Origin of the sequence: Allobosea eneae, assembly GCF_042657265.1 — a bacterium.
GTDB classification, from domain to species: Bacteria; Pseudomonadota; Alphaproteobacteria; order Rhizobiales; family Beijerinckiaceae; genus Allobosea; species Allobosea eneae.
The window spans coordinates 21,998-41,532 of record NZ_JBHSLW010000035.1; the positions used below are offsets into that span (position 1 = coordinate 21,998).

Annotated in this window: 22 protein-coding genes; 9 read left to right on the forward strand and 13 right to left on the reverse strand. The window is 67.5% G+C overall.

Annotation, left to right across the window (positions count from 1 at the left end):
• Positions 1 to 88: 88 nt before the first annotated feature.
• The gene (locus tag ACFPOB_RS21300; RefSeq protein ID WP_377800399.1) at positions 89 to 1,069 is read left to right on the forward strand and encodes a lipid A biosynthesis lauroyl acyltransferase; all 981 of its coding nucleotides are present in this window, start codon (positions 89 to 91) and stop codon (positions 1,067 to 1,069) included.
• A 68-nt stretch (positions 1,070 to 1,137) separates the two neighbouring features.
• Positions 1,138 to 1,890: a DUF1223 domain-containing protein gene (locus ACFPOB_RS21305; RefSeq protein WP_377800400.1), complete on the forward strand. Its 753-nt coding sequence runs from the start codon at positions 1,138 to 1,140 to the stop codon at positions 1,888 to 1,890.
• A gap of 7 nt (positions 1,891 to 1,897) precedes the next feature.
• On the opposite strand, the gene ACFPOB_RS21310 is transcribed toward ACFPOB_RS21305, so the two are convergent.
• The 3 genes from ACFPOB_RS21310 to ACFPOB_RS21320 all read right to left on the reverse strand — a co-directional run bounded on the left by ACFPOB_RS21310 (position 1,898) and on the right by ACFPOB_RS21320 (position 4,000).
• Positions 1,898 to 2,506: a TPM domain-containing protein gene (locus ACFPOB_RS21310; protein WP_377800401.1), complete on the reverse strand. Its 609-nt coding sequence runs from the start codon at positions 2,504 to 2,506 to the stop codon at positions 1,898 to 1,900.
• A gap of 1 nt (position 2,507) precedes the next feature.
• Entirely contained in the window at positions 2,508 to 3,317 is an 810-nt protein-coding gene (locus ACFPOB_RS21315; protein ID WP_377800402.1) for a TPM domain-containing protein, read from the reverse strand.
• Between the two features lie 116 nt (positions 3,318 to 3,433).
• Positions 3,434 to 4,000, reverse strand: coding sequence for a LemA family protein (locus ACFPOB_RS21320; protein WP_326872190.1), 567 nt, complete (start codon positions 3,998 to 4,000; stop codon positions 3,434 to 3,436).
• A 194-nt stretch (positions 4,001 to 4,194) separates the two neighbouring features.
• Here ACFPOB_RS21320 and ggt point away from each other — a divergent pair, with 194 nt between their 5' ends.
• The gene (gene ggt / locus ACFPOB_RS21325; RefSeq protein ID WP_377800403.1) at positions 4,195 to 5,955 is read left to right on the forward strand and encodes a gamma-glutamyltransferase; all 1,761 of its coding nucleotides are present in this window, start codon (positions 4,195 to 4,197) and stop codon (positions 5,953 to 5,955) included.
• A gap of 118 nt (positions 5,956 to 6,073) precedes the next feature.
• On the opposite strand, the gene ACFPOB_RS21330 is transcribed toward ggt, so the two are convergent.
• The 3 genes from ACFPOB_RS21330 to ACFPOB_RS21340 form a co-directional block, all read right to left on the reverse strand.
• Positions 6,074 to 6,562: a hypothetical protein gene (locus tag ACFPOB_RS21330; RefSeq protein ID WP_377800404.1), complete on the reverse strand. Its 489-nt coding sequence runs from the start codon at positions 6,560 to 6,562 to the stop codon at positions 6,074 to 6,076.
• A gap of 1 nt (position 6,563) precedes the next feature.
• On the reverse strand, positions 6,564 to 7,787 hold the full coding sequence (gene rlmN, locus ACFPOB_RS21335) for a dual-specificity RNA methyltransferase RlmN (RefSeq protein ID WP_377800405.1): 1,224 nt from the start codon (positions 7,785 to 7,787) through the stop codon (positions 6,564 to 6,566).
• Positions 7,788 to 7,879: 92 nt separating this feature from the next.
• Positions 7,880 to 8,470, reverse strand: coding sequence for a hypothetical protein (locus tag ACFPOB_RS21340; RefSeq protein WP_377800406.1), 591 nt, complete (start codon positions 8,468 to 8,470; stop codon positions 7,880 to 7,882).
• A gap of 255 nt (positions 8,471 to 8,725) precedes the next feature.
• Here ACFPOB_RS21340 and ACFPOB_RS21345 point away from each other — a divergent pair, with 255 nt between their 5' ends.
• The gene (locus ACFPOB_RS21345; protein ID WP_377800407.1) at positions 8,726 to 9,697 is read left to right on the forward strand and encodes an NADPH:quinone oxidoreductase family protein; all 972 of its coding nucleotides are present in this window, start codon (positions 8,726 to 8,728) and stop codon (positions 9,695 to 9,697) included.
• A gap of 138 nt (positions 9,698 to 9,835) precedes the next feature.
• Here the strand turns inward: ACFPOB_RS21345 and ACFPOB_RS21350 are convergent, their stop codons facing one another.
• On the reverse strand, positions 9,836 to 10,216 hold the full coding sequence (locus ACFPOB_RS21350) for a YkvA family protein (RefSeq protein WP_377800408.1): 381 nt from the start codon (positions 10,214 to 10,216) through the stop codon (positions 9,836 to 9,838).
• Between the two features lie 172 nt (positions 10,217 to 10,388).
• On the opposite strand from ACFPOB_RS21350, the gene ACFPOB_RS21355 reads away from it, so the two are divergent.
• Entirely contained in the window at positions 10,389 to 11,174 is a 786-nt protein-coding gene (locus ACFPOB_RS21355; protein ID WP_377800409.1) for an SDR family NAD(P)-dependent oxidoreductase, read from the forward strand.
• 158 nt (positions 11,175 to 11,332) lie between these two features.
• Here the strand turns inward: ACFPOB_RS21355 and ACFPOB_RS21360 are convergent, their stop codons facing one another.
• Together ACFPOB_RS21360 and ftsY are read right to left on the reverse strand one after the other, a co-directional pair.
• Positions 11,333 to 11,953 carry a septation protein A gene (locus ACFPOB_RS21360; RefSeq protein ID WP_377800410.1) on the reverse strand — a complete coding sequence of 207 codons (621 nt, stop codon included), beginning with the start codon at positions 11,951 to 11,953 and terminating at the stop codon, positions 11,333 to 11,335.
• Positions 11,950 to 13,119 (reverse strand): signal recognition particle-docking protein FtsY, encoded by a 1,170-nt coding sequence (ftsY, locus tag ACFPOB_RS21365; protein ID WP_377800411.1) that lies wholly within the window; start codon positions 13,117 to 13,119, stop codon positions 11,950 to 11,952. The genes ACFPOB_RS21360 and ftsY overlap by 4 nt, the downstream gene beginning before the upstream one ends.
• Before the next feature lie 71 nt (positions 13,120 to 13,190).
• Between ftsY and ACFPOB_RS21370 the strand changes: the two genes are divergently transcribed.
• The 3 genes from ACFPOB_RS21370 (at position 13,191) to ACFPOB_RS21380 (ending at position 15,869) form a co-directional block, all read left to right on the forward strand.
• Entirely contained in the window at positions 13,191 to 13,934 is a 744-nt protein-coding gene (locus ACFPOB_RS21370) for an RluA family pseudouridine synthase (protein ID WP_377800412.1), read from the forward strand.
• Positions 13,935 to 14,028: 94 nt separating this feature from the next.
• Entirely contained in the window at positions 14,029 to 14,682 is a 654-nt protein-coding gene (locus ACFPOB_RS21375) for a DUF6875 domain-containing protein (protein WP_377800413.1), read from the forward strand.
• Between the two features lie 2 nt (positions 14,683 to 14,684).
• Positions 14,685 to 15,869 (forward strand): GNAT family N-acetyltransferase, encoded by a 1,185-nt coding sequence (locus ACFPOB_RS21380; RefSeq protein ID WP_377800414.1) that lies wholly within the window; start codon positions 14,685 to 14,687, stop codon positions 15,867 to 15,869.
• Here ACFPOB_RS21380 and ACFPOB_RS21385 read toward each other — a convergent pair.
• From ACFPOB_RS21385 to ACFPOB_RS21400, 4 genes are all read right to left on the reverse strand, one after another.
• Positions 15,866 to 16,168 carry a 4a-hydroxytetrahydrobiopterin dehydratase gene (locus ACFPOB_RS21385; protein WP_092163114.1) on the reverse strand — a complete coding sequence of 101 codons (303 nt, stop codon included), beginning with the start codon at positions 16,166 to 16,168 and terminating at the stop codon, positions 15,866 to 15,868. The two genes, ACFPOB_RS21380 and ACFPOB_RS21385, sit on opposite strands and share 4 nt — an antisense overlap.
• Before the next feature lie 2 nt (positions 16,169 to 16,170).
• Positions 16,171 to 16,749: an RNA 2',3'-cyclic phosphodiesterase gene (gene thpR / locus ACFPOB_RS21390; protein WP_377800415.1), complete on the reverse strand. Its 579-nt coding sequence runs from the start codon at positions 16,747 to 16,749 to the stop codon at positions 16,171 to 16,173.
• A 168-nt stretch (positions 16,750 to 16,917) separates the two neighbouring features.
• Positions 16,918 to 17,973, reverse strand: coding sequence for an aldo/keto reductase (locus ACFPOB_RS21395; RefSeq protein ID WP_377800416.1), 1,056 nt, complete (start codon positions 17,971 to 17,973; stop codon positions 16,918 to 16,920).
• Between the two features lie 75 nt (positions 17,974 to 18,048).
• Entirely contained in the window at positions 18,049 to 18,642 is a 594-nt protein-coding gene (locus ACFPOB_RS21400; protein ID WP_465248450.1) for an arylesterase, read from the reverse strand.
• Between the two features lie 178 nt (positions 18,643 to 18,820).
• On the opposite strand from ACFPOB_RS21400, the gene ACFPOB_RS21405 reads away from it, so the two are divergent.
• On the forward strand, positions 18,821 to 19,534 hold the full coding sequence (locus ACFPOB_RS21405; protein WP_377800417.1) for an ABC transporter ATP-binding protein: 714 nt from the start codon (positions 18,821 to 18,823) through the stop codon (positions 19,532 to 19,534).
• The last annotated feature ends 1 nt before the right edge of the window (position 19,535 follow it).

Sequence of the window (19,535 nt, forward strand, 5' to 3'; positions counted from 1 at the left end):
GACTTGACGCGCCGGCCGCAATCCCGCAAGTCGCGCCGCGATGGCGGGGTCCTTCCTGGACGCTGCGCCGGCGGACCGGGCTGGGATTTTGAGGCAACTGAAGCAATTCGCGACGCGCATCGGCGCAGCGCTGATGATCGGGCTGATCCGCGCGGTCTTCGCCTTTCTGCGCGCGCTCGGGCCGGAGCGGGCCTCCGATCTCGGCGGCTGGCTCTTACGCAGTGCGAGCCCGCTGATCCCGGTCAACCGCGTCGCCTATGCCAATGTCCGCGCCGCCTTCCCAGGCATCGCTGACGCGGAAGCCAGGCGCCTCGTCCGCGGCGGCTGGGAGAATCTCGGCCGCACCGTCGCCGAATACGCCCATCTCAAGACGCTGTTCGACTATGACTACCATAATCCCGATCCGAACGGCCGGATCGAGGTCGTCGGCATCGAGCACTTCATCGCGCTCAAAGACGACGACAAGCCGGGGCTGATCTTCTCCGCTCATCTCGGCAATTGGGAATTGCCGGCGATCTGCGCCGCCACCTACGATCTCGATACGACCGCCGTCTTCCGCGCCCCCAACGATCCGGCGATCGCCGCCGTCGTCCACGAGATCCGCTCCGGCGCCATGGGCGGGCTCGCCGCCGCCAAGCAGGGCGCCGCTTTCGCCATGCAGGGCGTGCTCGAGAATGGCGGCCATCTCGGCATGCTGATCGACCAGCATTTCACCCGCGGCGTGCTAGTCCCTTTCCTCGGCCGGCCAGCCCTGACCAACCCGATCCTCGGCAAGTTCGCCCGCCGCTTCGAGTGTCCGGTGCATGGCGTGCGCGTCATCCGCCTGCCGAACCGGCGCTTCCGCATCGAGCTGACGCCGCCGCTCGATCTGCCGCGCGACGCCAACGGCGAGATCGACGTCACCGGCGCGATGGCGATGATGACCGCCGTGGTCGAGGGCTGGGTCCGCGAGCATCCCGAGCAATGGCTCTGGATGCACCGGCGCTGGCGGCCGAACCTGATCGGCGCCGAGGCGCTGGCACGTTTTCGCGAGCAGGCGCCGCTGGAGCCTGTTTTCAAGGCAACGTGATTTCCAATTGAGTGGAGAGTAGCGCTTTTGGTAACCGCCTGCTTCTATACAGGCGTCGAGTTCGAATGATGGTCCGCCAGATCAGCAACATCGCTGCTGCCGCCGGTCTCCTGCTCATCGCAGGGATCCCGGCGCATGCCCAGCAGCCCCCGGCCCAGCCGAAGGCGGTGGTGGAGCTCTTCACCAGCCAGGGCTGCTCGTCCTGCCCGGCGGCGGACGCGCTCTTCACCGAGCTCGCCAAAGATCCCCGGCTGATCACGCTGACCCTGCCGGTGACCTATTGGGATTATCTCGGCTGGAAGGACACGCTCGGCCAGGAGGCCTTCAGCAAGCGCCAGAAGCTTTACGCCAAGGCGCGCGGCGACGGCCAGATCTATACCCCGCAGGCCGTGGTAAACGGTAGCACCCATATCGTCGGCTCCGACCGGGGCGGCATTGACAAGCTCGTCAAGGAGCAGGGCAAGGACGGCTTTCCGGTCAAGATTGACCTGACCGAAGCTGACGGCGCGCTGCGCATCAACTTGGGGACGGCGCCGTTCACCGGCGAAAAGCCGGGCGTGGTCCTGCTGCTGCAGGTCAGCCGCACCGCGACCGTGCCGATCGAGCGCGGCGAAAACAGCGGCAAGACCGTGACCTATGCCAATGTCGTGCGCGGCATCAGCCGGATCGGCGAGTGGAACGGCGCGGCAGCGACGCTGACCGTGCCGCTCGAGACCGTTCGCAGTGCAGCGAAGGCCGATTCCTATGTCGTGCTGGTCCAGGGCGATCCCTATGCCCGCCAGAGCGCGATCCTTGGCGCCGCCCGCGGCCCGGCCAAGTAAACGGCCGCTACAGAATCACCACCTTGTTGGGCAGCTCGTCGACATCGTCGGCGGCCGGCGGGGCATGGGCCGCGAGCACGGCGCCGACATCGCGCACGGCCGCGATCAGCCCCTCGCGCAGGGTGTCCTGCGCTGCGGCAGCGAGCAGCGGCTCGACGATCTTCTGCCAGGTTTCGCCGTCGACCTTGGCCGCGATGCCGGCATCGGCGACGACTTCGGCATAGCGTTCCTGCACCGCGATATACAGCAGCACGCCAGTGCGCCCGCGGGTCAGCGTCAGCCCCCGCGCCGTGAACTCGCGCAAGGCCGTCTCATGCGCCTGACGCCGCTTGACGAAGCCCGGCACGAAGCGCCCGCCCCGCCCATACCAGAGCAGGGTCGCCAGCAGCAGCGCCGCTGCGATCAACTGGGTTAGGAAGATGCTCGCTGCACTCAGCGTCGTCAGCAGCAGGAAGGGCCAGGGCACGAACAGGGAGAGCGCCAGCGCCAGCACCAGCGGCACCGCGACATAGCTGCCGGCGGCGCGGTCGACGACGACGACGATCTCGCTGGAGGTCTGCCGCTCGGCCTCGCGCACCGCATCGGCGATGGCGTCGCGATCGTCGGAATTCAGCATCTCACCAATCCCCCGAAGCCCCGCCGCCGCCGGACGAGCCACCGCCACCCGAAAACCCGCCGGAGCTCGAACCGCCTCCCCAGCCGGAACTCCAGCCGCCGGAGGAGGAGCCGCCGCTCCAGCCCGAGCCGCCGGAGGGCGGCAGCACGATCCAGCGCCCGTCCCGCGTCCGGTGCCGGCGTGAGCCGCCGGTGGAGCGGCCGAGCTCGCGCATGAAGCTGACAATCAGGATGAACACGATAATCATGACAAAAATCACCGCAGCGGTCTCGGTCCAGGAGGATTCGTCGCTGCGGATCTGGGCGCGCCGCTGCCATTCCTCGGCATCGCCCGCCAGGATCGAGAGGATCGCATCGACGCCGCCCTCGATTCCGCCCGCGAAATCGCCGTTCTTGAATTTGGGCGCGACCGCAGTGGTGATGATCACCTTGGAGAGCGCGTCAGTCAGCGCCCCTTCCAGCCCGTAGCCGACCTCGATGCGCACCTTGCGCTCGTTCGGCGCGACGATGAGCAGGACGCCGTTGTTCTTCGCCTTGTCGCCGAGCTTCCAGGCCCGGAACAGGCCGTTGGCGAACTCCTCGATCGGATAACCTTGCAGCGAAGGCAGGGTCGCGACCACGACCTGGTCACTAGTCTTCTCCTCATGCGCGCGGAGCTTCTGCTCGATCCGGCTGAAGGCCTCGGCATCCAAAAGGCTCGAGTTGTCGACGATACGGCCGGTCAGCGCCGGATAGTTCGGCTCGGCGGCGATGGCGATGAGGGGGGAAAGGAGGCAGAAGAGCAGGACAGCGAGCCGGATGAAGGCCGTCATGCTCGGGCTCGACCCGAGCATCTCCTGATCGAGATTCTCGGATCTACGCTTCGCTCCGTCCGAGAATGACGGCATGTCGACGGCTGCAGAGACCCGGACCACGCAGGATCACACGCTCAGAACTTCACCGCCGGCGGCCGTTCGGCTCCTGCCGTCGCCGAGAAGCTCTCCATCGGCTTGGCCCCCCAGAACAGGCGAGCCCAGATCACCCCCGGGAAGGTCCGGATCTCCGTATTGAAGGCCTGCACCGCCTGGATGTAGTCGCGCCGGGCGACCGCGACGCGGTTCTCGGTGCCTTCGAGCTGCGACTGCAAGGCCAGGAAGTTCTGGTTCGACTTCAGTTCGGGATAGCGCTCGACCGTCACCATCAGGCGCCCGAGCGCACCGCTGAGCTGGTTCTGCGCGTCCTGGTATTCCTTGAACTTGGCGGGGTCGGTGATCGTGGAGGCATCGACCTTGACCTGCGTCGCCTTGGCGCGCGCCTCGATCACCTGGGTCAGGACCTCCCGCTCCTGCTGGGCATAGCCCTTCACCGTCTCGACCAGGTTGGGGATCAGGTCGGCGCGTCGCTGATACTGGTTCTGTACCTCGCCCCAGGCCGCCTTGGCCTTTTCTTCCAGCGTCGGCACGTTGTTGTAGCCGCAGCCCGCCAGCACAAGGCCGAACAGCCCGACCAGCAGCATGACGAGGGGCCGGCGAAAGGCCGGAGACTGCACGAGCACCATGACGAACCCCTTCGGCTTGGCAGGACAAACTTGGCAGAACAAATCGGGCTTCGAGCATAGCCGCGCAGCGAGGCGGAGCAAACCGACACCACAAGCATGGCGCGCAGACCGGGAAGCGCGCTAATCTAAGCGGCAACGCAGAGGAGTGGACCATGCCGTTTACGTCGTCCGCAATCGGTACCCGCTCGATCCTCGCTCTCGGCCTCTGGCTCGCCGCAGCGGCTGCGGCCCCCGCTCAGACCAACGCTCCTGCCCCCGAAGCCGCCACCGGCCGCACCGCCAAGAGCCTCGGCACGGCACAGCGCTACATGGCCGCCGCGGCCAACCCGCTCGCCGCCGCGGCCGGCCGCGAGATCCTGCGCGCCGGCGGTAGCGCCACCGATGCCGCGATCGCGATCCAGCTCGTGCTCAACCTGGTCGAGCCGCAGAGCTCCGGGATCGGCGGCGGCGCCTTCTTCGTCTATTGGGACGAGGCCGGCCGGCAGCTTACGACACTCGACGGCCGGGAGACCGCGCCGAAGGCGGCAAAGCCCGAGCGCTTCCTCGGCGCCGACGGCAAGCCGATGAAGTTCGTCGATGCGGTGATCGGCGGCCGCTCGGTCGGCGTGCCGGGCACGGTCCGGCTGCTCGAAGACGCGCACAGGCGCTGGGGCAAGCTGCCCTGGGCCGAGGTCTTCGCCCCGGCGATCAAGCTGGCCGAGGAAGGCTTTGCGATCTCGCCGCGCCTCAACGGTCTCCTCGCTCTGGAGAAGAACCTCGGCAAGGACAGCCGCGCCGCCGCCTATTTCTACGAGGCCGACGGCAGGCCGAAAGCGGTCGGCACCATCCTGAAGAACCCGGCCTTCGCCACGACGCTGCGCGCCATCGCCGGCCGCGGCGCCGACGCCTTCTACGAGGGCAAGATCGCCGAAGACATCGTCGCGACAGTGACCGGTCACAAGGACAACCCCGGCGACATGACGCTCGACGATCTCACCGCCTACAAGGTCGAGGAGCGCGCGCCGGTCTGTGGCCGCTATCGCGTCTACACGCTCTGCGGCATGGGCCCACCGAGCTCCGGCGCTGTCGCCGTGCAGCAGATTCTCGGCATGCTGGAGACGAAGGACATCGCTCGCCTCGGCCCCGGCGCCGAGGCGGCGCACTGGTTCACTGAAGCCAACAAGCTCGCCTTCGCCGACCGGGCGCTCTATCTCGGCGACCCCGCCTTCGTCAGCGTGCCAACGCTCGGCCTGATCGATGAGGAGTATATTCGCGAGCGCGCCAGGCTGATCAGCCCGGACAAGGCGATGGGCAAGGCCAGTGCCGGCAACCCGCCGAACAAGCGCGCGCTCCTGCTCGCGCCCTCCGAGGGTGTCGAGAACGGCACCAGCCACATCTCGGTGGTCGATGGTCAGGGCAATGCCGTCTCGATGACGACGACGATCGAGGATGGCTTCGGCGCGCGCCTGATGACCAAGGGTGGCTTCCTGCTCAACAACGAACTGACCGACTTCTCCTTCGCCCCGTCGGAAGACGGCAAGCCGGTCGCCAACCGGGTCGAGCCCGGCAAGCGCCCGCGCTCCTCGATGGCCCCGACCATCGTCTTCGATGCCTTCGGCCGGCTCTACGCTGTCACCGGCTCGCCCGGCGGCAGCCAGATCATCGGCTATGTCGCCAAGACGCTGGTCGCCCTGCTCGACTGGAAGATGGACCCGCAGCGCGCCGTCGATCTCGCCAATTTCGGCAACCGCAACGGCCCGACCGAGCTGGAAAAGGGGAGCGAGGCAGAAAGCTGGAAGGCCGCACTGGAGGCCAAGGGCCATGAAGTCAGGCTGATCGACATGACCTCGGGCATCCAGGCGATCGTCAAGACGCCGGAAGGCTATCTCGGTGGCGCGGACGGACGGCGCGAGGGCGTGGCGGTCGGGGATTGACGGCCGTCATTCTCGGACGGAGCGAAGCAAAGTCCGAGAATCTCAGGACGAGAACGCGATACTTGGAACCCCACCCGGCCCGAGATGCTCGGGTCAAGCCCGAGCATGACGCGCAAGGTCAGGCCTGCCGCTGCGGCTCGCGCTTCTCCCCGCCCGCCCCGCGCCCGGCGATCAGCCAGTAGACGAAACCGGTCGCGGCGCCGACCAGGAAGAGCGCCGAGACCACCTGCAGCTCGCCTGCGCTCGGCGCTCTGGCCATGCCCAGCATGGCGAGCGGCAGCAGGGCCGCCAGAAGGCCGGTGAGACCGCTCTGGATCAACCCGCTGCGGAAACGGAACAGCTCGGAGGCGATCGCGACCAGCACCACCGGCAGCACGAGGATGGCGAAGCCGAGCCGGCCGAGCAGGGAAAACGCCGCCTCGGCGGTCGGGCCGGGATCGAAGCCGCGCTCGGCCTGATCGAACAGCGCCGCGAGCAGGCGTTCGAAGCCGCCGCCGATCAAGAGGCCGAGATCGGGCGAGGCGACGCCGGCGACCATCAGCGCGGCCAGGCCGGAGCCGATCGCGAACAACAGCGCGAAGGGAATCAGCAGCAGCCAGCGCAGCATGTCAGTGCGCGGCTGCCGCGATGTCGGCTTCGCCCTGCTCCAGCATCAGCCGGGCCCGGGCCGAGAGCTTCTCGGTCTCGCTCTTGAGCTGGCCGCAGGCGGCGAGGATATCGCGACCGCGCGGCGTGCGCACCGGCGAGGCATAGCCTGCCTTGAACACGATCTCGGAGAAGCGCTCGATCCGCTCCCAGTCCGAGCATTCATAGCGTGTGCCGGGCCAAGGATTGAACGGGATCAGATTGATCTTGGCCGGGATGCCCTTGAGCAGGCGCACCAGCTCGCGCGCCTCGGCGTCGCTGTCGTTGACGCCCTTCAGCATCACATATTCAAACGTAATGCGTTTCGCGTTCGATAGCCCCGGATAGTTCCGGCAGGCCTCGAGCAGGTCCTTGATCGGGTACTTCTTGTTGAGCGGCACCAGCTCGTTGCGCAGATCGTCGCGCACCGCATGCAGCGAAATCGCCAGCATCGTGCCCATCTCGTCGCCGAGCGGGCCGATCTGCGGCACAACGCCCGAGGTCGAGACGGTGATGCGGCGGCGGCCGAGCGACAGGCCCTGGTCGTCGGTGATCACGCCGATCGCATCGCGCACGCCGTCGAAATTGTAGAGCGGCTCACCCATGCCCATGAAGACGATGTTCGAGACGAAGCGCCCGCCATCATTGGGGACGAAGGCGCCGTCAGGCGCGCTGCGGTTCGGAAAGTCGCCGAGCCGGTCGCGGGCGACCATCAGCTGCGTGACAATCTCCTCGGTGGTGAGGTTGCGGACGAGCCGCTGCGTGCCGGTATGGCAGAAAGTGCAGGTCAGCGTGCAGCCGACTTGGCTGGAGACGCAGAGCGTGCCGCGATCGACCTCCGGGATGTAGACGCATTCGATCTCGGCGCCGCGGTCGCGCGGGCCGGTCGGGGCCATGCGCAGCAGCCATTTGCGGGTGCCATCGCTGGAGACCTGCTCGGCGGTGACCTCTGGCAGATCGAGCGTGAAATGCTCGGCGAGCTGGGCGCGCAGGCCCTTGCCGATCGTCGTCATCTCCTGGAAGTCGCGGACGCCGTAATGATAGATCCAGTTCCAGAGCTGGCCGACGCGCATGCGCCGCTCCTTCTCGGGAACGCCGATCTGGGCCAGCGCCGCATCCAGGCCGGCGCGGGTGCGCCCGGCCAGCGAGGGCCGCCGCATAACAGGTTCGGCCGCCGGAGAGGCGGCTTCAGCAACAGAGAGATTCATCGGAACTCGGCTCGCAACGGGCGCGTCCCGCCCGGAATTGGCCGCCTCATAGCATGAGCGCGGCCAATCGCGAAATCGGCCTACTGGTCAGCTTATTTGCAGGCGTCCTCGGCTCGCTTGACGATCTGCGAGATGCCGGCGAGCGAGTATTTGTCGCTGGTCGCATTGCCGCGCTTCGAGGTGCCCTTGATCTCGAGGCCCGAACCCTTGCGCAGCGCATCGAGCATGCGGCCTTCCTCGGCCGGATTCTTCAGCCAGACATTCTGGCCCTTGGCGACCAGCGCGAAGCGGTCGCTGCCGATGATCGCCTGATGCTCGACATCTTCCTTGAGGTCGAAATTCATGACGAGGCTGATCTCGTTGCGCACGCCCTCGCCCGGGCGGCTGGAGATGAACAGCAGGCCTTCGACATCCTTGAGGTTGGCGGGCGAGCGGCTCTCGGCCTTGGACAGGGCGTAGCAAATCTTGGAGCGGCCCTGTTGCGAGGAGAAGGCCTGCCATTTGCCGGCGCTTTCAAGCAGCAGCGCTTGGCCTTGGCCGCCGGTCTTGGCCGGCGCTGGCTTGCCGGCCGGAGCACGCTGCGCCTGCGCCGGCGCGCTCGCAAAGGTCAGGGCCGCCAGGCCGAGCAGGGCGGCGGCCAGGAACGGGCGGCGGGCGGAAGAGGGGGCCGAAATGCGAATCATGGATCGCCAGTAACCAACAAAAACGTTAACGCCGAATGGAGAATGCGTGGGATCGGCGATCCGGATTGACGCAGTGCGCCGGATAGAATGTCACGATCCTGGCGAAAATGCGAACGCCCGCTGCCACCGTACCAATCGCACGACGCCTTCTCCGTCAATAGTTTAGGGAGAGCTCATGCCCGGTTCCGTTCGGCATCCGGCTGTGCCAGCCTTGCGCAGCTGCGAAGGGACCAGCCGGATGAGGATCAAGCATCGATGAAGGCGCTGCTGTGCGAAGCCCTTGGCCCGGCCGAGAATCTCGTGATCCGCGACCTGCCCGAACCGACGCCCGGACCGGGCGAGATCGCGATCCGGGTCAGCGCCGCGGCGCTCAACTTCTTTGACACTCTGGTGATCCAGGGCCGCTATCAGGTGAAGCCGCCGCTGCCCTTCTCGCCCTCTGCCGAATGCGCCGGCATGGTCAGCGCTGTCGGCGAAGGTGTCGCGGATTGGCATATCGGCGAGCGTGTCGCCGCCTGGCTCGGCCACGGCGCCGCCCGCGAGATCGTCGTGGTTCCGGCCGACGCGGCGATCCGGATTCCCGACAAGCTGAGCGACCATCAGGCCGCCGGCCTCTTCGTCACCTATGGCACGGCCCTGCATGGGCTGATCCAGCGTGGCGGCATCCAGCCGGGCGAGACGCTCGCCATCCTCGGCGCCGCCGGCGGCGCCGGCCTCGCTGCCGTCGAGATCGGCGCCCTGCTCGGCGCGCGCGTGATCGCCTGCGCCTCCTCACCGGACAAGCTCGCGCTCGCGCGCGAGCATGGTGCGCAGGAGGGGCTGGACTACGCCGCCGATGATCTCCGCGCCGGCCTGCGGCGCCTCGCTCCCGATGGCCTCGACGCGCTCTACGACACGGTCGGCGGCGAGCTCGCCGAGCCGGCATTGCGCTCGATGGGCTGGGGCGGGCGCTATCTCGTCGTCGGCTTCGCCGGCGGCGAGATCCCAAAGATCCCGCTCAACCTGCTCCTGCTGAAGGGCTGCGACCTGCGCGGCGTGTTCTGGGGCGATTTCGTCCGACGCGATCCCGCCGGCCACCGCGCCAATATGGAGCGGCTCTTGGCCTGGGCCGCTGCGGGACAGATCCGCGCCCATGTCCATGGCGCCTACCCGCTAGAGCGGGCGCCAGAAGCGCTGGCGCTGATCGCCGAGCGCAAGGTCCAGGGCAAAGTGGTATTAGTTCCCTGAACTCCCGGGTCGTCCCGGGCGGAGCGAAGCGGAGACCCGGGACCCATTCCGGAACCTTTATCGGAAAGTCTCAGGAATGGGTCCCGGATCAGCGCGGCTTCGCCGCTTGTCCGGGATGACCGCAGAGTTGGAAGACGCTCACAGATCCGTCAGCATCTCCTTGGCCTTGTCGCGATGCTGCGGCGTGATCGAGCCGGCGACGGCAGCGAGCGCGGCTGCGATCACCGCGGCATCGTCGGTGAAGCCGAGCAGCGGCATCACGTCGGGCAAAGCGTCGAGCGGCAGCACGAAATAGCCGAGCGCCGCCAGCAGCGTCAGCTTGACCCGTCGCGGCGTCGACGGGTCGCGCGTGCAGACCCAGGCGGCGAGCAGGTCCTCGGCGAAGGGGATGCGCTTCGCCACCCGCTTCAGCCGGCCGATGAACTCGGAGCCGAAGCGGGCCTCGTCGCGCAAGCTCTTGCGGATCGCCGCCATCTCCTCCGCAGTGAAACGCTGTCCGAAGCCGAAGCTGTCAGTCATCCATCTCTCCCTGGGCGCGCTGGTTTCTTAGCCCGCCGTCGACGCAAAAATGTGGCCCCGCATGAAGGGCTGCACAAGGGATCGACTCAGAATCGCACGCCGAACCCTCTTGGATGGCGAGCATCGCGCCTCTAAAGCCGATGCAGCAATGTCAAAAGACGCGAGGAACGCCATGAAGCTCGACTCCTCCATTTCCGCCATCGTCACCGGCGGCGCCTCCGGCCTCGGCGAGGGCACGGCCCGCATGCTCGCCGGCCATGGCGTCAAGGTCGCCCTGTTCGATCTCAACGCCGAGCGCGGCGAAGCCATCGCCCGGGAGATCGGCGGCCTGTTCTGCGCCTGCGACGTCACTGACGAGGCCTCGGTCGATGCAGCCCTGCAGAAGTCCCGCGCCGCCCATGGCGTCGCCCGTGTCGTCGTCAACTGCGCCGGCGTCGCCCCCGGCCGCCGCGTCGTCTCGAAGAAGCGCGACACCGGTGAGCTGATCGCCCATGACCTCGCCACCTTCGAGAAGGCCGTCGCGATCAACCTGACCGGCACCTTCCGCCTGATCGCCAAATCGGCGGTCGCGCTTGCCGCGCTCGACCCGGTCACCGAGGATGGCGGCCGTGGCGTCTTCATCTGCACCGCATCTGTCGCCGCCGAGGACGGCCAGATCGGCCAGGCCGCCTATGCCGCTTCCAAGGCCGGCGTCGTCGGCCTGACCCTGCCCGTCGCGCGCGATCTTGCCGGCGTCGGCATCCGCATCGTCACGATCATGCCCGGCCTGTTCGAGACGCCCATGTTCGCGGGCCTGCCCGACGACGCTCGTGCCTCGCTCGCCGTCTCGGTGCCGCACCCCTCGCGCCTCGGCCGGGCCTCGGAATATGCCGCGCTGGTGAAAAGCATCGTCGAGAACGACATGCTGAACGGCACCGCGATCCGTCTCGACGGCGCCATCCGCCTCGCGCCGAAATAGGGCTGCGCCACACCTGTCATTCTGGGGCGCCGCGCCGCGGCGAACCCCGAACCCACGACCGGGCTAGGCCATCATCGCGAGATCGACAGCGCGCAAGCCAGTCTTGGATTCCGGGTTCCTCGCTGTGCGAGGCCCCGGAATGGCAGCGCGGAAGGACTTCACTCCGCCCCCTCGCGCTTGATCTCGTGCTTGAGGATCAATGGCGTCTGGGCGAGGGCGAAGATCATGGTCAGCGGCATCACGCCCCAGACCTTGAAGGCGACCCAGAAATCCTGCGTCTGCGTGCGCCAGACCACCTCGTTCAGCGCCGCCAGCACGAAGAAGAACAGGCCCCAGCGCAGGGTCAGCCTGCGCCAGCCCTCCTCGTCGAGCTGCAGCACGCTGTCGAGCACCAGCGCCAGCAGCGAGCGGCCGAAGAACAGACCGCCGAGCAGGATGCAGCCGAACAGCGTGTTCACGATGGTCGGCTTGACCTTGATGAAGAAAGCGTCGTCGAGGGCGAGAGTCAGCCCGCCGAACACGGTCACCACCACGGCGTTGACGATCGCCATCCGCGGCAGATGGTTCATCACGATCTTCGACAGCACCAGCGCGATCAGCGAGGCCGCGATGAAGACGCCGGTGGCGACGAAGATGCGCCTGTCCTCGGCGACGCCGAACCAGCGATCGCCATAGGAATTGACGAAGAAGAAGATCGCCAGCGGCCCGAATTCGAGCGCCAGCTTGACGAGCGGATTGACCGGTTTCACCCCGTTCGGGCTCGCCGCCGTCTCGCTCATGCCGCTTCTCCCAGTCCTGCCACGGCGCGGGCGAAATCGCGCGCCGAGAATGGTTCGAGGTCGTCGACGCTCTCGCCGACGCCGATGAAATGCACGGGCAGGCCGAACTGCGCCGCCAGCGCGACGAGGATGCCGCCGCGCGCCGTGCCGTCGAGCTTGGTCATCACCAGCCCGGTGACGCCGGCAGTGTGGCGGAACGCCTCGACCTGACTGACCGCGTTCTGGCCGACCGTGGCGTCGAGCACCAGCAGCGCCGCATGCGGCGTCTCAGAATCGAGCTTGCGGATAACCCGCACCACCTTGGCCAATTCGTCCATCAGCCCCGTCTTGTTCTGCAGGCGCCCGGCCGTGTCGATCAGCAGCACATCGACGCCCCCGGCCCTGGCCTTCTGCAGTGCTTCGAAGGCAAGCCCGGCCGCATCGGCGCCCTGCTGACCAGCGACGACATGCGCGCCGGTCCGTTCGCCCCAGACCTTGAGCTGCTCGATCGCCGCAGCACGGAAGGTGTCGCCCGCCGCCAGCATCACCGACTTGCCTTCGGCCCGGAACTTGGCCGCGAGCTTGCCGATCGTCGTCGTCTTGCCCGAACCGTTGACCCCGACCATCAGGATCACGAACGGCTTTTTGGTGGCGTCGATCACAAGCGGGATCGCGACGGGAGTCAGGATCGCCTCGACCTCGCGGGCCAGGATCGCCTTCACCTCCTCCGGCTCGATCTGCTTGTCATAGCGGCCCTCGCCGACCGCCTTGGCGATGCGGGCGGAGGTCGCGAGGCCGAGATCGGCCTGGATCAGGATGTCTTCCAGGTCCTCCAGCGTCGCCGCATCGAGCTTACGCTTGGTGAAGAGGTCGCTGATCCCGGTCGTCAGCGCCGAGGATGTCCGCGACAGCCCGTCGCGCAGCCGGCGCCACCAGCTGCGCTTGGGTTGGACCGGCTCGGGCGCGGGCTCCGGCGGCGCAATCGGCAGCGGCGGGCTCTCGTCAGGCGGGATCTCCAGCGCGACCTGTGCCTCCGGCCCAGCCTCGGGCACGATTTCGGCGACAGGCTCGGCTGGTGGCTCGGGCAGGGGAGCGGGCGCCGGTTCCGGGGGCCTTGGCGGCTCCGGCTGGTCCAGTCCGAACAGCTTCGAGAAGAAGCCACGTTTCTTCGGTTCGGTCTCGCTCATCGCGCGTCCTGCCGCTGCGAGCGGCGAGCTTCGGGTTGCATGGCGGTGAAGTCTTGGTTTAGCGCAATGCCATGACCAGCCCCGAGCGACCAGCCCTTTCGCAGGACGATCTGCCCTTCGCTGTCCTGCACCGCGACGCGATGATGCTCGTCATCGACAAGCCGGCCGGGCTTCCCGTCCATCGCGGGCCGGCGGCGAAAGGCCGCATCATCCCGGTGCTGACCGATCATCTCGACGCCCTGCGCTTCGGGCTGCCGCGCCGGCCCGAGGCTGCCCATCGGCTCGACAAGGACACCTCGGGCTGTCTGGTGCTCGGCCGGCATCCGCGCGCCATGGCGCAGCTCAATCAGCTCTTTCGCGATGGCCGGATCGAGAAGACCTATTGGGCGATCGTCGAAGGCGGCCCAGCCGAGGACGCTGGACTGATCGACTTGGCCTTGGCGAAGCGCTCGCCCGAGCGCGGCTGGTGGATGAAGCCGGACCCGAAAGGTCTGCCTTCACAGACAGGCTATCGCGTACTCGGCCGCGGTAGCCTGGACGGGATTCAGCTCGCCTGGCTGGCGCTCGACCCGCTGACCGGCCGCACACATCAATTGCGCGTACACTGCGCCGCCAGTTTCGGGGCGATCTTTGGCGACGAGATCTACGGCAACGCGCCGCGATCCGGTGGGCCGGGACTCCATCTGCATGCACAAAGCATCGCGATTCCGCTCAATCCCAAGCGCGAGCCGATACGGGCGGAAGCGGTGCCGCCGCCGCATATGCGCGCGGCGCTTGCGGCGTGCGGCTGGGCCGCCGACGATAAGCTTTCCTAAACCCTAACGCCGCCCCTATCTGCGACAAGACCTCGTCAACCATTCCCTAAGGCGTGTCTGCTATCCCCGGTTGCAGTGGCCCACGGGGTTTCTCATGCTGGACAAGGTGGCGAGAACGGCGGAAGCGCGCGATGCGCTACTGACCTTCGCGCAGGCGCGTGCTGATATCGACTCCGACCCGGAAGCGAATGTGCCTCTCGCCACATTGCTCGGCTGGGTCGAGACCTACCTGATGCGCGAGCATCCCGATCTCGGCCGCACCGGCGCCGTCTGCCCCTTCACGCGCCAGGCCGCACGGATCGACACCGCGCGACTTGCTATCTGCGGCGCCGGGCCCGACGACGAGGAGCGTGCCTTCGCCCTGATCCGCGGCAGTTTTGGCGCGCTCGACGCCATTCCCTGCAAACCGGCCATGGCGCACTTCCGGACCGTCATCGTCGGCTTTCCGAATTGCACCGGCGAGCGCGGCGTCGCCATGCTGCAAGGCATCCAGAAGCGCCACAAATTCTATTCGCTCTCACGCGGCCGGATGATCGGGCTGATGTACGAAGCCTCCGACGCGCCGGGCTTGTGGAACCGCGATTTCAGGCCCCTGCGCGCGCCGCTGCCGGTCCTCGCCATCCGTCATATGGTCGAACATGACGCCCCCTTTGCCGCCCGGCATCCGCTGCTGCTCGCGCCCTATCTCGCGAAGTTCCGCCTGGCCGGGGCCAAGCGCCTGATCGACCACCTCCGCGGTCAGGGCTGAGCATGCCCGCCAAGCCGATGCGCCGGGATACGGAAGGATCGCCCTCGCTTGGCGGCGAGGTAGCGGCAAGCTTCTCCGTCGAGATTCTGAGCGGCCGCGACGCCTTCCTCGCCCTGAAGCCTGAATGGGACGCACTTTTCGCCCGTGCCGGCCTGCCGCATCAGCTTTTCCAGCGCCATGCCTTCCTGAGCCATTGGTGCGACCATTATTTGGCCGCCGATGATCGCCTCTGCCTCGTCATAGGGCGCGAGGCGGGGCGCCTGGTCATGGTCTGGCCGCTGGAGCGCCGGCGTCGCCTCGGTCTCGAGCTGGTCCGACTGATGGGCGCGCCGGTGGCCCAGTTCGGCGACGTGCTGATCGAGCCCGGCCCGAAATGCGAGCATTGGCTGGAACGTGGCTGGGAGGCCTTGCGTCGCCATGGCATCGACCTGGTCGAACTGCGCCTGGTACGCGCCGATGCGGCGCTTGGCCATTGCAGTCGGCTCGGGGTCGCGACTCCTGTGGTCTGTCAGGAGGCGCCCTTCGCCGACCTCGCCTTGCGGGTCGCACCTGACGGGCCCAGCCTCGCCTATCCGGCGCGCGACCGCTCCAATTATCGCCGCCGCCTGCGCCGACTGTCCGAGCGCGGCCAGGTCACCTTTGCCCAAGTCGGGCCCGGGCGAGAAGCCGGCATGCTGGCTGAGCAGGCCGTCGCGATGAAGCGGGACTCGCTCGTCCAGCACGGCATCGTCGCCCCTGCGGTCTCGAACCCTCGCTTCGGGCACTTCTTCGCCGCACTCGCCGCCGACGAGCGGAACGATACCGGCCTGCGCCTCTCGGTTGTGACCTGCGATCACCGGCCGGTGGGGATCGACCTGTCCTTCGACTGCAAGGGCCGCAGTTTCGGCCATGTCATCGCCAGCGACCCTGCCTTCGAGCGAGAAGGCCTCGGCCGGGTGCTTGTCCACCACGCCTTCGCCAGCGCCAGGGCGCGTGGCAACGCGATCTTCGATCTCCTGGCGCCGGCCGATCCCTACAAACAGGAGCATGCCGACGGCGCCGTGCCGGTGCGCGATTTCACCGTGCCGTTGAGCTGGCGCGGCCAGCTTGCCTGCGACTTCGCCCTACCGCATCTGCGCCCGACGCTGAAGGCGATCGCCAAGCGCCTGCCGGCGGCCTGGGTCCGGCGTCTGACAGGACCGGCTTAGCTCGCCATCGCATCCATGGCACGCGCCAGCCTGACGTCGAGTTCGGTCAGGCCGCCGGCGTCATGCGTCGTCAGCGTCACCTCGACCGTCTTGTAGACGTTCGACCATTCCGGATGATGGTCGAGCTTCTCCGCCAGCAGCGCGACCCGGCTCATCCAGCCGAAGGCCTCGTTGAAATCGCGAAAGACGAAGCGCTTGCTCATCGCCTCGCGGCCCTCGGCCAGCGTCCAGCCGGTCAGGATCGAGAGGGCCTCCTTGCGGGCCTCGGGGCTCAGGCGCTTCGGACGATCATGTCCCATCATCACCTCCGCTGCGACACCGCGCCGCTCGGCCGATTGGGATAGGACAGGCCGAGCGGATAGGCCGCCTCCAGCACATAGGGCCCCCCGCCGATCGAATCGCGCGACGACATCAGCGCGAAACGCCGCGCCGTGAAGCTGATCGGCCGCACGATCGGATGCAGAGCAAGATAATGCGCGACCTCGACCGGCGAGACGTCGCGCAAACGCGCCAGCGTCACATGCGGCGTGAACTTGCGCGACTCGGCCGGCAGACCCAGCCGCCGCATCAATCGCTCCAGCTCGGCCTGCAACTCGTTCAGCTTCGGAGAAGGCTGGACGCGCGCGAACACTGCGCGTGGCCGGTCGCCGCCGAAGCTGCCGAGCTGGTCGAGCGTGATCGTCAGCGGCTCGCCGCCGACATCGTTGAGGAAGCTGTCGACGTCATGGGCCATCCGCCGGTCGACATCGCCGAGGAAGCGCAAGGTGACGTGATAGTCGGCAGGCTCGATCCAGCGGGCGCCGACCAATCCGCCGCGATGCAGCGTCAGGGCCGAGGCGACTTCGGCGGGAACTTCTAGCGCGGTGAACAGCCTAGGCATGACGAATCAGTGCCAAGCATTTGTGACTCTGGCGAGACGGCAGCCTCGCAGCGTCCGCTATTGTTCACAAGCCGGCGCGACCGCCGTCATGCTCGGGCGCAGACCCGAGCATCTCTCTCAGGCAATTCTCGGCTCTCCGCTTCGCTTCGGCGGAGAATGACGGAGAGGCTACGGACAAGGGTTGCCGACGCGCTGATGGATCGCGTCGATCTTCGCCTCGAGCTCAGGCGAGATCGCGACCTTGGCTGAGCCGATCGCCGTCCTGAGATGGTCCATGCTGGTCGCCCCGATGATGTTCGAGGTGACGAAGCAGCGCGAGGTCACAAAGGCCTGCGCCATCTGGACGGGATCGAGCCCGGCCTCATGGGCGAGCGCGATATAGGCCTTGATCGCGTCTTCGGCGCCATCGGTCTGGTAGCGCTGGCCGCGGTCGAACAGCGTCGTGCGCGCGCCCGCCGGCCGGGCTCCGTCGAGATATTTGCCGGAGAGATAGCCCTGGGCCAGCGGCGAATAGGCGAGAAGCCCGACCTGCTCGCGCATGGCGATCTCGGCCAACGCCGTCTCGAAGGTCCGGTTCAAGAGGTTGTAGGCGTTCTGGATCGACTGCACGCGCGGGCGATCGGTTCCCCTCGCCTCGGCGAGGAAGTTCATCGTGCCCCAGGCGCTCTCATTGGAGAGGCCGAGATGGCGGATCTTGCCGGCCTTGATCATGGCCGCGAAGGCGTCGAGCTGCTCGGCGAACGGCGTCTCGTCCTCGGCCCGCGAGAATGCCGCCTGGTTGAAGCGCGTCGGGTTCGAGCCCCAGGCCATCGGGCGGTCCGGGAAATGGATCTGGTAGAGGTCGATATAGTCGGTCTGCAGCCGCTTCAGGCTCTTGTCGACCGCTTCCTCGATCTGCCGGCGGTTGACTCGGGTCGGGCCCTTGTCGTCGCGGAACCAGTCATTGGCGGTGCGCCCGACGATCTTGGAGGCAAGGATCACCTTGTCGCGCTTGCCCCGCGCCTTGAACCAGCTGCCGATGATCGTCTCGGTCGCTCCTTGCGTCTCTGGTTTCGGCGGAATCGAGTAGAGCTCAGCCGTGTCGAAGAAGTTCACGCCCTGGTCGAGCGCATAGTCCATCTGCTCATGGCCTTCGGCCTCGGTGTTCTGCTGGCCCCAGGTCATGGTGCCCAGGCAGATCGCGGATACCTTGAGGTCTGTGCGGCCGAGACGGCGGTAGTCCATGGCTATAGGCTCCGATGGCGGACGCACCGGAAACGCGCCGCGCATGACTAAGGTGATGGCAGGATGCGCCCTTGCTCAGGAGCGCGGGCGCAGCGAGGCGAGGAACCGCTCCACCGTCGGCAGAATGCGTTGCGCGATGACGCGCACGCCCTCAGCTTTTGGATGCAGCATGTCGGGCTGGTTCAATACCCGGTCCCCGGCGATCCCGTCCAGAAAGAACGGGTAGAGGACCAGCCCATGCTTTTCGGCGAGTTTCGGATAGATCGCGTCGAAACGGGCGACATAATCGGGGCCGTTGCTGCGCGGCGCGTACATGCCGGCGAGCAGCACCGGGATGCCGCGCGCCTTCAGCCTGGTCACGATCGCGTCAAGCGACGTCTCGGTCAGCGCCGGATCGACGCCGCGCAGGGCATCATTGGCGCCGAGCTCGAGGATGACGCCGTCGGTCCCATCCGGCACCGACCAGTCGAGCCGCTCCAGCCCGCCCTGCGAGGTGTCGCCGGAGACGCCGGCATTGGCGATCTCGACCGAAATCCCCTTGTCGCGCAGCATCTTCTCCAGCACCGTCGGGAAAGCGGCGCTAGCAGGCAGGTTGTAGCCGGCGGTCAGGCTGTCGCCGAGCGCGACCAGCTTGAGGGGCTTGCTCTGGGCGAAGGCAGGGCTGTTCATTGAAATGGGACCCAGGCTGGCGAAGACGAGCAGCATGACCGCCCAAATGCGCGGCAGTGGCTGGATTCGAGACGGCAAGCGCCCATATCGGTTGGCGGCGCGACGCATGGCGGTTCTGATCCCTTCGGCTCGGAAAGATGGTCGAAGCGGCGGCATCGGACGGGATGAAAGCGGAAACATGGCGGCGAGCGAAGGAACCCCGGCGGTCATCGAACTGAGTGACGTCGAGCTTAGTCTGGGGCGCGGCGCCGCCCGCGTCCATATCCTCAAAGGGGTTTCGCTGGCGATCCCGCAGGGTCAGGCCACCGGCCTGGTCGGTCCCTCCGGTTCCGGCAAGTCGACCCTCCTGATGACCATGGCCGGGCTGGAACGGCCCGATTCCGGGATCGTGAAGGTCGCTGGCCAGGATCTCGGCACGCTGGGCGAGGATGCCCTCGCCATTTTTCGCGGCCGCCATATCGGCATCGTCTTCCAGTCCTTCCACCTCGTGCCGACCATGACGGCCCGCGAGAATGTTGCGCTGCCGCTGGAATTGGCTGGCGCCGACAACGCCTTCGAGCGCGCCGCGGCCGAATTGCGCAATGTCGGCCTCGGCGAGCGCATGGATCACTACCCCGCCCAGCTTTCCGGCGGCGAGCAGCAGCGCGTCGCCATTGCCCGCGCGGTCGCGCCCGACCCGGCGATCCTCGTCGCCGACGAACCGACCGGCAATCTCGACGAGAGCACCGGCCGCTCGATCGTCGACCTGATCTTCGCGCTCCGGCGCGAGCGCGGCGCCACCCTCGTCCTGGTCACCCACGATCTCTCGCTCGCCGCGAGCTGCGACCGCACCGTGCGCCTGCGCGCAGGCCGGATCGAGACCGAGGCCGGCACCGAGGCGCTGGCGATCTGAG